Consider the following 13,635-nt stretch of genomic DNA (forward strand, 5'->3'; position numbering starts at 1 on the left):
TTTTACGTGTCGGTAGTGACTGGGCATCCCCAATGCGAGCGAACTTAGGAAAAATCGGTCGCGCAGCGGAGTATGGATCGTGTAAAAGCCGAGCTCCGTGCGGGTTACCGACGGTTGGCGCCCGGTTGACGTGAAGGCCGTGCGGTGGGGTGTCGGCGGTGGACATGGGCCTCTCGGGGGTCCGGGTAATAGGTTGGTCATGAACGGGACGGCGGCCTGGCCGGACGTGACGACTTGCGATGGGGGCGGACATGACAATGCCTAAAGGTTCGAATGTTCCTGTGCCGGCACCTGCCGTGCGCGTCGAATTGGGGTGGGCTTCAGGAGCCGGGGTTCCGGACACCGATGCGTCGGCGCTGTTGCTCGCCGCTTCGGGAAAGGTCCGCTCGGACGACGACTTCATCTTTTACAACCAAGCGGTCCACTCCTCGGGGGCGGTACGGCACGAGGGAAAGAAGACCGACGGCGGCCGGGTGACCGACGCACTCGTGGTGGACCTCGCGCGCGTGGAGCCCGCCATCGAGACCGTGGTGCTCGCCGCCTCGACGGACGGCGGCACCTTCGGACAGGTCCCCGGCCTCTACATCCGGGTCGTCGACGCGGCGAACGGCGCCGAGATCGCGCGCTACGACAGCGAGGACGCGACCGTGGAGACGGCGTTCGTCCTCGGCGAGCTCTACCGCCGTCAGGGCGCGTGGAAGTTCCGTGCCGTCGGGCAGGGATACGGCAGCGGGCTCGAGGGTCTCGCCACGGACTACGGGATCTCGGTGGACGAGCCGCAGCAGACGCCGCCGCCCGCCGCGGCCCCGGCGCAGGCTCCCGTGGCGCCCCCGGCCCCGGTGGCTCCCGTCGCCCCCGCCCCCGTCCAGGCACCGCCGCCGCCCGCCCAGGCACCCGCGCCCGCCGCCGCCCAGCCCGTGCGCCTCACCAAGGTCACGCTCACCAAGGAGGCGCCGACCGTCTCGCTGACCAAGCAGGGCGGCACGTCCGGTGCGATGCGCGTGAACCTCAACTGGGAGGTGCGCAAGCAGTTCAAGGGCTGGGCCAGCAAGCTCGGCCGGGCCGTGGCGACGCACGCGGACCTCGACCTCGACCTCTGCGCCCTGTACGAACTGGCCGACGGCCGCAAGGGAGTCGTCCAGGCGCTCGGCAACGCCTTCGGAGCGCTGAACCAGCCCCCGTATCTCCTGCTCGACGGCGACGACCGCACCGGCGCCGTGGCCAGCGGCGAGAACCTCACCGTGAACCTCGACCACATCAAGGACTTCAAGCGCATCGTCATCTTCGTGACGATCTATGAAGGCGCGCGCAGCTTCGCCGACCTGAACGCCACGGTCACGCTGAAGCCGCAGCACGGCGCGTCCATCGACTTCTCGCTCGACGAGTGCACGGTGCCCTCCACGGTGTGCGCGCTCGCGCTGCTCACGAACAACAACGGCGACCTCTTCGTCCAGCGCGAGGCCCGCTATCTGGTCCCCGAGCGCGGTGTCAGCCCGCAGCGCACCATCGACTACGCCTACGGGTGGGGCATGAACTGGACGCCCGGCAGGAAGTGACTCCCGCCCGGCGGCTGATTCAGTTCTGATCCGGAGTGGGATCGGGGCGGGCATAGGTCCGCCCCTTCCACGCCGCACCGCGCCCCCTGTAGTGCTGCACCGCGGAATCCACCGTCATGAGGAGATAAAGGAACGCGGTGAACGGCAGCAGGGGAGCGAGCCTCAGAGGCAGCCCGTAGTAGCGCAGCATCGGGACGTACGTCGCCGTCATCACGAGCCACGCGAGCCCGCCGAGCACGGCGGGCACCGCGTGGCCGGTGGCCAGACCGGACAGGAGCGCGACCGGCGGCACCAGATACACCAGGGCGAGCCCCAGGACCGTACCGAGCAGGAGCAAGGGGCTGTGCCGCAGCTGGGCGTAAGCGCTGCGCGAGACCATCCGCCACAGGCTCCCGAGCCCGGGATAAGGGCGCACGCTGTCGACGCGGTCCGCGAGCCCCAGCCAGATATGGCCGCCCGAGCGCTTCACCGCCCTGGCAAGCGACACGTCGTCGATCACGGCGTGCCGGATGCTGTCCGGGATCCCCGCGCGCTCGGCGGCCTCCGAGCTCACCAGGACGCATCCACCCGCAGCCGCGGCCGTGCGCGAGCCCCTGCGGGCGATCCAGCGGAACGGATAGAGCTGCGCGAAGAAGTACACGAACGCCGGGACCACGAGCCGTTCCCACCCGCTCTCCACGCGCAGCCGCGCCATCTGCGAGACGAGCTCACACCCCGACGTCTCCGCCGCCGCGACCAACTCCCGCAGGTTGTCCGGCTCATGAGCGATGTCCGCGTCGGTGAGCAGCAGATAGCGAGGGGCACGCGCGCGTGCCAGGCCCATTCCATGACGTACGGCCCACAGCTTGCCCGTCCAGCCGGGCGGCGGCTCACCCGGCGAACCGACGGTCAGCGCGAGGCCGCCGTGCCGGTCGGCCAGTGCGCGGGCAAGGCCGCCCGTACCGTCGGAACTCCCGTCGTCGACAAGGAAGATCTCGGCCCGCCCGGGATAGTCCTGGGCGAGGAGCGAGGGGAGACTGTCGGGCAGGACGGCCGCCTCGTCGCGGGCGGGGACGACGATGCACACCGATGGCCAGGTGTCCGGTTCGCGGCGCGGTGGCAGACGCAGGTCCGTACGCCAGAAGAAGCCCTGCCCCAAAAGCAGCCACAGCCAGGCGACAAGCGATCCGGCGGAGATCCACACAACGGCGCTCATCCGACGAAGTCTGCCCCACGGCACCGGGCGTCGGAGGCCGATCGACTATGGTGACCGGGTGAAGATCGCGCTTATTGACTCCGGTATCGGACTGCTCCCCGCCGCAGCCGCGGTACGCCGCCTGCGGCCGGACGCCGATCTCATCCTCTCGTCGGACCCCGACGGACTGCCCTGGGGGCCGCGCTCCGCCGAGGACGTCACCCAGCGGTCGCTCGCCATCGCCGAAGCCGCGGCCGCGCACCACCCCGAAGCCCTGATCGTGGCCTGCAACACCTCATCCGTGCACGCCCTTCCCGCGCTGCGCGCCCGGTTCGAGCCGGACCTGCCCATCATCGGGACCGTACCGGCGATCAAACCGGCTGCGGCGGCCGGCGGCCCCGTCGCCATCTGGGCCACCCCGGCTACCACCGGAAGCCCCTACCAGCGGGACCTCATCGCCGAGTTCGGCGGCGGCGCCACCGTCACCGAAGTGCCCTGCCCCGGCCTCGCGGACGCCGTGCAGTACGCCGACGAGGCGGCCATCGACAAGGCGGTCGCCGCCGCGGCGGCCCGCACCCCACGCGATGTAAGGGCCGTCGTCCTGGGCTGCACCCATTACGAGCTGGTCGCGGAGCGTATCCGGGCGGCCCTTCAGCAGCCGGATCTGCCGCCCCTGGTCCTGCACGGCTCCGCCGAAGCAGTCGTCGCCCAGGCGCTGCGCAGGACCGGAGCGCTCCCCGGCGCGGGCACCGGCGCCGACGGCGGCCTGACGGTGATCCTCAGCGGTCGCCCCTCGGAGCTGCCCGTCGCCGCCCACACCTATGCCGAAGGCAGGCTGCTCGCAGCGGTCAGCCCCGCCCGCTGAAACCTCGTCCACCCGCCCGCTGAATCCCCGTACAGGAGTAACGCTCTGCGATGCGGTGCCTTCCCTCCGGAACGTGAGTAGTCTCAGGTGCATGAGGGACCACACTCACGGCGAGCGGGGCGGCACAGCCGACGCCCCGCCGGACGTCTGGACCGGTAGCGCGACCAACCGCGTGCAGTGGCTGCTGGCGCTCGCCGGTGCCGCCTGCCTGGCACTCGGCATCGAGCTGGCCGTCGACAGCATGTGGACGTCCGGGATCGCCGCCCTTGCCATGTCCGTCGTGGGGTGCATCGCCGCCGGGCTGCTGATGCTGTTCGGCACCCTCGCCTTCGTGCATGTCGCCGTGAAGGTCGACAAGGAGTCCCTCGAAGTGCGCTGCGGCCACATGGGCCTGCCGCGCCGCCGCATCCTCCTCTCCCATGTGGTGGGCGCCGACTTCGCACAGGCGGTCAGCCCCAGGCAGTGGGGCGGCTGGGGTTACCGCTCACGCCCCGACATGGGCACAGCCGTCGTGGTCAGGCGCGGTGAAGGCCTGGTGCTCAGCCTGGGAGACGGCCGCACTTTCACGGTCACCGTCGACGACGCGGAAGCGGCCGTCCGGATCATCCGTGACCGGCTGTCCCTGACGCGGAGCCCGGCGGCCTGACCTGCGCCTGCTCGTCGCCCAGGGGCCGCGCGGTGGCGATCCCCGCCAGATATCCCGCGCCCGTGGTCACCGCCGTGACGCTGAGCGCGTTGCCGACCGAGGCCATCGCGGCGAGCGCCGTGAGGGCCGCGCCCGCCGACAGGACGACCTGGGTGGAGCGCGGTGAGCGGTACAGGGCGTACAGAAGCCAGCAGAAGACCGCCGCGAGCAGGACCACGCCCACCAGGCCCTGCTCCGCCGCCTGCTGCAAGGGCGCCGAGTGCGGCTTGCCGTCCGGCAGGAGATTCTCGGCCACCGTGGCACTGGAGTCGCCGAACCGCCCCGGACCCACCCCGAGCGCCGGTTCCCGGCCCGCCAGGGCGAGCGCGTCCTGCCAGAGCGGAATCCGGTGCCCGTCGAGCTGACCCTTCAGGGACACGCTCAGCCCTTCCGGGAGTACGTCATCGGCGACCGCCCAGGTCAGACTCGTCGCCGCGGCTGTCGCCAGGGCGAGGCCGACGAGGCCGAGCCCCCGGTGGCGCGTGAGGGCCGCTGCCGCGAGGGAACAGAGCAGGATCCCGGCACACGCGGCGAGCCCGGCGATGGAACCGAGTGCCACGGCCGACACCGCGATCCCCACGGCGAGCAGCCGCAGCGCGAGCCGCGCCGATGGCCGCCGAGCCGCCCACGCCGCACAACAGGCCGCCCCCGACGCCAGGATCAGGAGGGCGGCCGTGGCACCGGTGTGACCCAGCGGTGCCGCGCTGACGTGCCCCGGCGCGAGCCGCGGGGCAGCGACCGCGAGGCCGATCCCGGCGAGCGCCCCCAGGCAGGGCGCGGCGACCGGGAGCAGTGCCCCGCAGATCCGCCCGCCCGCGTATCCCGCGGCCACGGCGAGCACCGCGAGGAGCACACCCTCCGGCTGTCCGCCGTGCACCCCCGCGGTGATCAAGGCCCAGGCCGCGCACGCGCCGAGCAGGGCGACCCCCGTCGCGTCGGACGCGCTGCGCCGCTCGTACACCCCTGTTTGACCGGTCGTCGCGGCCATCCCCGTTGCCCCCACCCCGTCGCCCCCCGCTGTGAGACGGGCCCCGATTGCTGTGGCTTGATCTGGCCGCAGGTCAGGGACTCGGGCACACCGTAGCCGCTGGAACCGTGAGATGTGGATGTCTTGCGCAGGAACGTTCCAGCCAACATACGAACCCACCCACCGGCCGCGGCCGGGCCTGACCACCGGCAGCCATCGGCCGTGGCCGGGCACGACCATCCTGTCCGTGTCCAAGGGACGCGCCGTACACTCCCCGAGTGACCGCCACCACCACCTCCGTAGACGAGTCGGAGCAGCTCGGACCGCAGTCCGCGCCCGAATCGCGCAAGGCCCGCGTCCTGCGCGCGCTCGCCCCGGCCGCCGCGGCGGCCCTCTCCGGAGTGCTGCTGTACGTCAGCTTTCCGCCACGCACCCTGTGGTGGCTGGCCCTGCCGGCCTTCGCGGTGTTCGCCTGGCTCCTGCACGGCCGCGGCTGGAAGGCGGGCCTCGGGCTCGGCTACCTCTTCGGCCTCGGCTTCCTGTTGCCCCTCCTGGTGTGGACCGGAGTGGAGGTCGGCCCTGGCCCCTGGCTGGCTCTTGCCGCCATCGAGGCGATGTTCGTCGCCCTTGTGGGAGCGGGCATCGCCGCCGTCTCCCGGCTGCCGGGCTATCCGCTCTGGGCGGCGGCCCTCTGGATCGCCGGTGAAGCGGCACGGGCGCGCGTGCCGTTCAGCGGATTCCCCTGGGGGAAGATCGCCTTCGGGCAGGCGGACGGCGTCTTCCTGCCGCTCGCAGCGCTCGGCGGTACCCCGGTCCTCGGGTTCGCGGTGGTCCTCTGCGGATTCGGCCTGTACGAGATCGTCCGCCAGGTGCGCGACGTACGCGACGCCCGCAACGTACACGGCACCCGCTCCGTACGCCGAGGTGCGGCGGCAGCGGCCCTGCTCAGCGTGCTCGTCCCGGTCGCCGGAGCCTTCGCCGCGCGCCCGCTCGTCAGCGACGACGCCGAGGACGGCACGGCGACCGTCGCGGCCATCCAGGGCAACGTCCCGCAGGCCGGACTCGCCTTCAACGCCCAGCGTCGCGCCGTGCTCGACCACCATGTGCGGGAGACGGAGCGGCTCGCGGACCGAGTGAAAGCGGGCAAGGCGAAGCAGCCGGACTTCGTCCTGTGGCCGGAGAACTCCTCCGACATCGACCCGTTCACCAACCCCGACGCCCGCGAGGCGATCGAGCGCGCGGTCAGGGCGATCGGCGCCCCCATCTCCGTGGGCGGAGTCGTCGAGAGCAAGGACGGCGAGCTCTTCAACGAGCAGATCCTGTGGGACCCGGAGAAGGGGCCCACGGACACCTACGACAAGCGGCAGATCCAGCCCTTCGGCGAGTACATCCCGCTGCGCGGCGTCGTCGGCTTCTTCAGCAGCGACGTCGGCATGGTGCGCCAGGACTTCAGCCGCGGCACGAAGCCCGGTGTCTTCGACATGGCGGGCACGAAGGTCGGCATCGCCACCTGCTACGAAGCGGCCTTCGACTGGGCGGTGCGCGACACCGTCACGCATGGCGCGCAGCTCATCTCGGTGCCCAGCAACAACGCGACGTTCGACCGCAGCGAGATGACGTACCAGCAGCTCGCCATGTCGCGGATCCGCGCCGTCGAGCACAGCCGCACGGTCACCGTCCCGGTCACCAGCGGTGTCAGCGCGATCATCATGCCGGACGGCCGGGTCTCCCAGAAGACGAAGTGGTTCACCGCCGACTCACTCGTCGCGGAGGTGCCGCTGCGCTCGTCGCAGACCCCGGCCACCCGGTCCGGCGTCCTGCCCGAGGGCATCCTCGTACTGATCGCCGCCGGTGGTCTCGGCTGGGCCGTGACGGCCGCGGTGCGGGCCAAGCGAGCCCGCTAGGGTCGAGGGCATGGCTACTCCTGACTTCATCCGCTCGATCCGCGCCGACGCAGGGCATCAGCTGTTGTGGCTTCCCGGGGTCACCGCCATCGTCTTCGACGACGACGGCAGAGTGCTCCTCGGACGGCGTTCCGACAACGGCAAGTGGTCGGTCATCGGCGGCATCCCGGAGCCGGGGGAGCAGCCCGCCGCGTGTGCCGTGCGCGAGGTGTTCGAGGAGACCGCGGTGCACTGCGTGCCCGAGCGCGTGGTGCTCGTCGAGGCCCTGGAGCCCGTGACGTACCCGAACGGCGACACCTGCCAGTTCATGGACATCACCCTGCGCTGCCGTGCCGTCGGCGGCGAGGCCCGGGTCAACGACGACGAGTCGCTCGACGTGGGCTGGTTCGCGCTCGACGCACTGCCCGACGAGCTGCACGAGTTCGGGGTCTTCAGGATCAAGCAGGCCATGGCGGAGGAGCAGCCGACGTGGTTCGACCGGCAGTGATCCCGCCGCTCAGCCCGACTTGATCAACTCGACTTGATCATATCCGCGCACTTCTCGCCGATCATCATCGTGGTGATGCACGGGTTGACCGCGGGCAGGAACGGCATGACCGACGCGTCCGCCACCCGCAGGCCGGTGACGCCCTTGACGCGCAGTTCGGGATCGAGCGGCGAATCGGCGTCACTCGTCGCGCCCATCCGCACGGTGCCCGCCGGGTGATAGACGGTGTTGTGGGTCTCGCGGATGTAGTCGAAGAGCTCGTCGTCGGTCGTGGCCTTCCGGCCCGGCGCGAGTTCCGTGCCCGCCCAGTCGGCCAGCGGGGCCTGGGCGGCGATCTCGCGGGCGAGCCGGAGCCCGTACGTCATCACACGGATGTCGTGCTCGTCCGTGAAGTAGCGCGGGTCGACCATCGGCTTGTCCCGGAAGTCACGGGTGCGAAGACGGACCGTGCCCATGGAGCGGGCCCGGGTGACGTTCGGGGTGAGGCAGAAGGCGTTGTCGGTGGTGGGATAGCCGCGCCGGTAGGTGTTCAGGTCGAAGGGCACGGAGCCGTAGTGGAACATCAGGTCCGGGCGGTCGAGGCCCGGTTCGGTGTCCACGAAGATGCCGATCTCCCACCACTGCGTGGAGGTGTCGACCATCGGCTGCTTCGCCTCCCACATGATCACGCCCTCGGGGTGGTCCTGGAGGTGCGAGCCGACACCGGGGGAGTCCACCCGTACCTCGACCCCGGATTCCCGCAGATGCTCGGCGGGACCGATACCCGAGAGCATCAGGAGCTTCGGCGAGTCGATGGCCCCGCAGGAGACGATCACCTCGCGGCGCGCCGTCACCGTACCGCTGTGAACGGTGTCGGGCTCCAGATACTCGACGCCCGTGCAGCGCCGGTCCTCGTCGAAGAGCAGCCGCTTGGCCTGCAGGCCCGTGCGTACTTCGAGGTTCGGCCGCTTGCCGAGGATCGGATGCAGATACGACACCGACGCGGACGAACGGGTGCCGTCAGGGCGGGAGTTGATCTGGAACCAGTGGGCGCCGCGCACCACCGTCTTTCCGGTGTTGAACGGGGTGGTGGGGATGCCCGCCGCCGCGCAGGCCTCGAGGACGGCTGATCCGCACGGGTCGTTCGGCGGGACGCTCATGATGTTCACCGGGCCCGAGCGGCCGTGGTGGTCGCCGGGGGCGTCGTTGGTCTCCAGGCGCTGATAGAGCGGGAAGCAGTCCGCCGCGCTCCAGCCGGTGCAGCCGAGGGCGCCCCACTCGTCGAGGTCCTCGGCCGGGGCCCAGAAGGCGATGCACGAGTTGTGCGATGAGCAGCCGCCGAGCACCTTGGCTCGGGCGTGGCGCATGAAGCTGTTGCCGTTCTCCTGCGGCTCCACCGGGTAGTCCCAGTCGTAGCCGGACTCCAACAGGGCCATCCACCGGGTCAGTTGGAGGATGCTGTCGTCGCCGACGTCCGAAGGGCCCGCTTCGAGGACGCAGACGCTGACGTCCGGGTCCTCGGTCAGCCGTGCGGCGACGACGGCGCCTGCCGTACCGCCGCCGACCACCACGTAGTCGAACTCGGACAGGGGACTCTCTGCGGGCATGGCGTCTCCAGCTCAGAGGGGTTTCAGGAGGCGGGCGGCGACGGGGGAGACGTGGGGTCCGGGGCTTCGAAGCGGTGCTCGGCGAGTACGCCCGCCTTGTGCCGCTGCACGAACCAGTAGTAGGCGAAGCCGCCGCAGGCTACGATGCCGATGAAGACGAACGCGCCCCAGCGCAGATACCAGTGCTGGGCTCCGGTCGCGTTGTAGACCTCCGCGCGGGGCCAGGCCAGGTTGAGGGACATGGCCGCGCCCCAGAGCACGGCGAGGATGTTGATGGGAAGCCCGAACTTGCCGAGCGAGAACTTGCCCTCGGCGGGCTGCCACTGGCCGCGCAGACGCCTGATCAGCATCGGCGTGGTGACCAGCAGATAGGCCACGTAGATCATGATGATCGCGATGCTGGTGATCACCGAGAAGATCTGCGGCTGATTGATGTTGATCACCAGGATGCCGACGCCGACGAGCCCGATGATGATCGCGGGCAGCACGGGGGTCTTGAAGCGCGGGCTGACCTTGGCGAGCAGCGAAGCCGCGGGCAGACAGTTGTCGCGGGCCATGGCGAACGCGAGGCGGATGCCCGCGGCCTGCACCGCGAGTGCGCAGACGGTGATGGCGACGACCACGCACCACAGCACGATCTCGCCGATCGTGGAGCCGAGCGTGCTCAGGACCACGTACTGCAGGCCGTCCACGGACAGTTCCTTCGCGTGCAGATCCGGCACGGCGAGGAGCGCGAACAGCAGGATGAGCCCGCCGAGGAGGAACGAGAAGACGAGCGCCCGCAGGATGGCCCGCGGGGCGTTGCGGCTCGGGTCGAGGGACTCCTCGCCCAGCGAGGACGCGGTGTCGAAGCCGTACATCACATACGCCGAGGCGAGCGACGCGGTCAGGAACGCCCCGAAGTATCCGAGGTTCTGACCGTGGCCCAGGCCGCCGGTCTCCGTGATGGCGCTGGGGCCGCGCGTGATGTGGGCGGCGAGCATCACGATCAGGGCGACGGCCGCGATCAGCTCGATCATCACGCCCGCGGAGTTGATCTGGGCCATCAGCTTGACGCCGAACGCGTTGACCAGAGTGGTGAACAGGATCAGCACGGCGCCCAGCAGCACGGCGTTCGCGGCCGCGTCGGTCGTCCCGCTGCCGTCCCCGATGAACTGGAACGTGTCGGAGATCTGCGGCAGCGTGATCTGGTACGCGAGGGCGACCGCCGCCAGGGACACCATGGTGGCCGTCAGCATCATCCAGCCGCCGAGCCAGCCGACGTGCGGGCCGCCGAGTTGCTTGGCCCAGTTGTAGACCGACCCGGCGATGGGGAAGCGGGCGGCCAGCTCACAGAAGCAGAGGGCCACCATCAGCTGGCCGACGAAGACCATCGGCCAGGACCACCAATAGGCGGGACCGCCGAAGCTGACACCGAAGTAGAAGAGCTGGAAGGTGCCGGTCAGGATCGAGATGTAGCTGATCCCGGCGGCGAAGGTGTGGAAGTTGCCGAGGGTGCGCTTGAGTTCGGGGCGGTAGCCGAGTTCGCCGAGCGCGGCGTCGTCGTCGTGGCTCTGCTGATGGGCGGCGTCGGCGGCCTCGGAGCCCTTGCCCGAATCCTTGCTCATTCGAACCACCTCTGCGGCGTCGGTGAGATGTTGCGCCAGATGTGCTTGGCCTCTTGGTACTCGGCGAGGCCCGCGGGCCCCAGTTCGCGGCCGAAGCCTGACTGCTTCATGCCGCCCCACTCCGCCTGCGGTACGTAAGGGTGGAAGTCGTTGATCCAGACCGTTCCGGCACGCATCCGGGCCGCCACGCGGTGGGCCTTGCCCGAGTCCTGCGACCAGACGGCTCCGGCGAGTCCGTAGACGGTGTCGTTGGCCAGCGAGATCGCTTCCTCCTCGCTCCGGAACCGCTCGACGGTGAGCACCGGGCCGAATGACTCGTCGGTGACCACCGACATGCCGGGGGTGCACTCGTCGAGCACGGTCGGCGGGTAGTAGTAGCCGTCGCGCAGCGCCGCGTCGTCGGGGCGTGCGCCGCCGCAGCGAAGAACCGCGCCCTCGGCGATGCCCGCCGCCACGTACGCCTCGACCTTGTCGCGGTGCGCGGCGGAGATCAAGGGCCCGGTGCGTGCGTTGTCGTCGAAGGGCCCGCCGAGCCGGATCTGCTGCGCGCGCTCGACCACTTCGTCGACGAACCTGTCGTGCAGTCCGTCCTCGACGAGCAGCCGCGCACCGGCCGAACAGACCTGGCCCGAGTGCAGGAAGATCGCCATCAGGGCATAGTCGACCGCGGCCTCGAAGTCGGCGTCGGCGAAGACGATGTTGGGGTTCTTGCCGCCGAGCTCCAGGGCGACCTTCTTCACCGTGGGAGCCGCGGCGGCCATGATGCGCCGTCCGGTGACGAGACCGCCGGTGAACGACACCATGTCGACCCGCGGGTCCTCGCTGAGCGGCGCGCCCGCGGTGGGGCCCGCGCCGAGGATCAGGTTGGCGGCCCCGGCCGGGAGCCCGGCCTCGGTGAGCAGTCGCATCAGGATGATGGCGGTGTGCGGGGTCAGCTCGCTCGGTTTGAGTACGAAGGTGTTGCCCGCGCCGATCGCCGGGGCGACCTTCCAGGCGGTCTGAAGCAGCGGATAGTTCCACGGAGTGATCAGCGCGCAGACCCCGACCGGCTCGTGCACCACCCGGCTGTCCACCTCAGGGCTGCCTGCGTCGACGATCCGGTCGGTGCCGCCCGCCGCCGTCAGGTTGCCGAAGTAGCGGAAACAGTTCGCGATGTCGTCCATGTCGTACTCGCTCTCGACGAGCCGCTTCCCGGTGTCCAGGGATTCGGCGCGGGCGAGTGCGTCCTTGTCGCGTTCGAGCAGATCGGCCACGCGGAGCAGCAGCCGGCCGCGTTCGGCCGCCGGGGTGCCGGGCCAGGGGCCGCGGTCGAAGGCCTCACGCGCCGCGGCGATCGCCGCTGCCGCGTCCTTCGGCCCGGCCTCGTCGACGGTCGCGACCAGGGTGTTGTCCGCTGGGCAGCGGATCTCCCGCACCTGCCCGTCCACGGCAGCGGTCCATTTTCCGCCGATGAACAGCTCAGGCATGACGGCTCCTCGAGGATGGGGTGCGCGGGTGCTCCACGAGGGACGCTAAGGAGCACGGGCCGCGCGCGCACCACAAGAGCCGCTGATCGGGGCAGCGGCGCCACTCCGTTAGCCTGAAGGCACGATGAACCAGCTGATCACGTCATGGGGCGCGTACGACCTCACACGATTCCCCGAGGACCCTCGCGACCCGCTGCGCGCCTGGTCCGCCGCCGACGCCTACCTCCTGCGGCATCTCGCGGGCGAGGCGCAGCCCACGGGCGAGGCGGAGGGCGAGGCGAAGCCCGTCGATCTCTCCGGCACCGTGGCCGTCGTGGGCGACCGCTGGGGCGCGCTGACCACCGCGCTCGCCCAGCACGGGCCCACGCTGATCACCGACTCGTTCCTCGCGCGTGAGGCGACGCGGGCCAATGTGGCGCGCGCCGGTTTCGCGCCGGACGCGGTGCGGCTCTCGACGACAGGCGACGCCCCGCCGAGCCGTATCGACGTACTCCTGGTCCGCGTACCGAAGAGCCTCGCGCTCCTGGAGGACCAGCTGCACCGGCTCGCGCCCGCCCTGCACGCGGGCACGGTCGTCGTCGGTACCGGCATGGTCACCGAGATCCACACCTCGACGCTCGACCTGTTCGAGCGGATCATCGGCCCTACGCGGACGTCGCTCGCCCGGCAGAAGGCGCGGCTCATCTTCAGCACGCCGGATCCGGAGCGCGGAACCGGCTCGAGCCCCTGGCCGCGCAGTTACGTCCTCGACGCCGACTCCGGCGTGGGCGCCGGTCTTACCGTCGTCAACCACGCGGGTGTGTTCTGCGCCGACCGCCTCGACATCGGCACCCGCTTCTTCCTGCGCCATCTGCCGACCGGCAGGGGCCCCGCACACATCGTGGACCTGGGCTGCGGCAACGGCGTGGTCGGCACCGCCGTCGCCGTCGCTGACCCCGAGGCCACGGTCACCTTCATCGACGAGTCGTACCCCGCCGTCGCCTCGGCGGAGGCCACCTTCCGTGCCAACGCCGCCGACTCCACCCGGGCGGAATTCATCGCGGGTGACGCGCTGGCGACCGTCCCCGCGGGGTCGGTGGACCTCGTCCTCAACAACCCGCCCTTCCACACCCACCAGGCGACCTCCGGTGCGACCGCCTGGCGGATGTTCAGCGGAGCACGCGCCGCATTGCGTCCCGGCGGCGAGCTGTGGGTCGTCGGCAACCGCCACCTCGACTATCACGTGAAGCTGCGCAAACTCTTCGGCAACTCCCAAGTCGTGGCCAGTGACCCGAAGTTCGTGGTCCTGCGGGCGGTCAAGCGCAACCGCTGACACCGCATCAGGAGTCACTCAGCAGC

The 13,635-nt window shown here is 70.7% G+C and carries 11 protein-coding genes; 6 read left to right on the top strand and 5 right to left on the bottom strand.

Going from position 1 to position 13,635, the window contains the following annotated elements; translation table 11 throughout:
* Positions 1 to 251 precede the first annotated feature (251 nt).
* Positions 252 to 1,556 carry a TerD family protein gene (locus ACGFSB_RS22735; protein WP_393402127.1) on the top strand — a complete coding sequence of 435 codons (1,305 nt, stop codon included), beginning with the start codon at positions 252 to 254 and terminating at the stop codon, positions 1,554 to 1,556.
* Between the two features lie 19 nt (positions 1,557 to 1,575).
* On the opposite strand, the gene ACGFSB_RS22740 is transcribed toward ACGFSB_RS22735, so the two are convergent.
* On the bottom strand, positions 1,576 to 2,751 hold the full coding sequence (locus ACGFSB_RS22740) for a glycosyltransferase (protein ID WP_393402130.1): 1,176 nt from the start codon (positions 2,749 to 2,751) through the stop codon (positions 1,576 to 1,578).
* A gap of 58 nt (positions 2,752 to 2,809) precedes the next feature.
* Here ACGFSB_RS22740 and ACGFSB_RS22745 point away from each other — a divergent pair, with 58 nt between their 5' ends.
* Entirely contained in the window at positions 2,810 to 3,595 is a 786-nt protein-coding gene (locus ACGFSB_RS22745; protein ID WP_393402132.1) for a glutamate racemase, read from the top strand.
* Positions 3,596 to 3,686: 91 nt separating this feature from the next.
* A complete protein-coding gene (locus ACGFSB_RS22750) occupies positions 3,687 to 4,241 on the top strand; it encodes a hypothetical protein (protein WP_393402135.1) in 555 nt (184 codons plus the stop codon).
* On the opposite strand, the gene ACGFSB_RS22755 is transcribed toward ACGFSB_RS22750, so the two are convergent.
* Positions 4,198 to 5,268, bottom strand: a complete 1,071-nt coding sequence (locus tag ACGFSB_RS22755; protein WP_393402138.1) for an O-antigen ligase family protein — start codon at positions 5,266 to 5,268, stop codon at positions 4,198 to 4,200. The two genes, ACGFSB_RS22750 and ACGFSB_RS22755, sit on opposite strands and share 44 nt — an antisense overlap.
* A gap of 257 nt (positions 5,269 to 5,525) precedes the next feature.
* Between ACGFSB_RS22755 and lnt the strand changes: the two genes are divergently transcribed.
* Together lnt and ACGFSB_RS22765 are read left to right on the top strand one after the other, a co-directional pair.
* Positions 5,526 to 7,151 carry an apolipoprotein N-acyltransferase gene (lnt, locus tag ACGFSB_RS22760; RefSeq protein ID WP_393402141.1) on the top strand — a complete coding sequence of 542 codons (1,626 nt, stop codon included), beginning with the start codon at positions 5,526 to 5,528 and terminating at the stop codon, positions 7,149 to 7,151.
* 10 nt (positions 7,152 to 7,161) lie between these two features.
* Entirely contained in the window at positions 7,162 to 7,638 is a 477-nt protein-coding gene (locus ACGFSB_RS22765; protein ID WP_393402144.1) for an NUDIX domain-containing protein, read from the top strand.
* A gap of 23 nt (positions 7,639 to 7,661) precedes the next feature.
* Here the strand turns inward: ACGFSB_RS22765 and ACGFSB_RS22770 are convergent, their stop codons facing one another.
* From ACGFSB_RS22770 to ACGFSB_RS22780, 3 genes are read right to left on the bottom strand one after another with little or no spacing between them, the layout of a single operon-like run.
* On the bottom strand, positions 7,662 to 9,224 hold the full coding sequence (locus ACGFSB_RS22770; protein WP_393402147.1) for a GMC family oxidoreductase: 1,563 nt from the start codon (positions 9,222 to 9,224) through the stop codon (positions 7,662 to 7,664).
* 23 nt (positions 9,225 to 9,247) lie between these two features.
* Positions 9,248 to 10,831: an APC family permease gene (locus ACGFSB_RS22775; protein WP_393402148.1), complete on the bottom strand. Its 1,584-nt coding sequence runs from the start codon at positions 10,829 to 10,831 to the stop codon at positions 9,248 to 9,250.
* Positions 10,828 to 12,297 carry an aldehyde dehydrogenase family protein gene (locus tag ACGFSB_RS22780; protein ID WP_393402152.1) on the bottom strand — a complete coding sequence of 490 codons (1,470 nt, stop codon included), beginning with the start codon at positions 12,295 to 12,297 and terminating at the stop codon, positions 10,828 to 10,830. The genes ACGFSB_RS22775 and ACGFSB_RS22780 overlap by 4 nt, the downstream gene beginning before the upstream one ends.
* Positions 12,298 to 12,421: 124 nt before the next feature.
* On the opposite strand from ACGFSB_RS22780, the gene ACGFSB_RS22785 reads away from it, so the two are divergent.
* A complete protein-coding gene (locus ACGFSB_RS22785) occupies positions 12,422 to 13,609 on the top strand; it encodes a methyltransferase (protein WP_393402155.1) in 1,188 nt (395 codons plus the stop codon).
* Positions 13,610 to 13,635 lie beyond the last annotated feature (26 nt).

The sequence above is a fragment of the Streptomyces sp. NPDC048441 genome, from assembly GCF_043200235.1.
Taxonomy (GTDB): Bacteria; Actinomycetota; Actinomycetes; order Streptomycetales; family Streptomycetaceae; genus Streptomyces.

What these genes read in the sequence shown, in the direction of transcription:
- ACGFSB_RS22785 (WP_393402155.1), top strand. Translation starts at nt 12,422, where the DNA reads ATGAACCAGCTGATCACGTCATGGGGCGCGTACGACCTCACACGATTC.
- ACGFSB_RS22765 (WP_393402144.1), top strand. Translation starts at nt 7,162, where the DNA reads ATGGCTACTCCTGACTTCATCCGCTCGATCCGCGCCGACGCAGGGCAT.
- ACGFSB_RS22775 (WP_393402148.1), bottom strand. Translation starts at nt 10,831, where the DNA reads ATGAGCAAGGATTCGGGCAAGGGCTCCGAGGCCGCCGACGCCGCCCAT.
- ACGFSB_RS22780 (WP_393402152.1), bottom strand. Translation starts at nt 12,297, where the DNA reads ATGCCTGAGCTGTTCATCGGCGGAAAATGGACCGCTGCCGTGGACGGG.
- ACGFSB_RS22750 (WP_393402135.1), top strand. Translation starts at nt 3,687, where the DNA reads ATGAGGGACCACACTCACGGCGAGCGGGGCGGCACAGCCGACGCCCCG.
- ACGFSB_RS22735 (WP_393402127.1), top strand. Translation starts at nt 252, where the DNA reads ATGACAATGCCTAAAGGTTCGAATGTTCCTGTGCCGGCACCTGCCGTG.
- ACGFSB_RS22755 (WP_393402138.1), bottom strand. Translation starts at nt 5,268, where the DNA reads ATGGCCGCGACGACCGGTCAAACAGGGGTGTACGAGCGGCGCAGCGCG.
- ACGFSB_RS22770 (WP_393402147.1), bottom strand. Translation starts at nt 9,224, where the DNA reads ATGCCCGCAGAGAGTCCCCTGTCCGAGTTCGACTACGTGGTGGTCGGC.
- ACGFSB_RS22740 (WP_393402130.1), bottom strand. Translation starts at nt 2,751, where the DNA reads ATGAGCGCCGTTGTGTGGATCTCCGCCGGATCGCTTGTCGCCTGGCTG.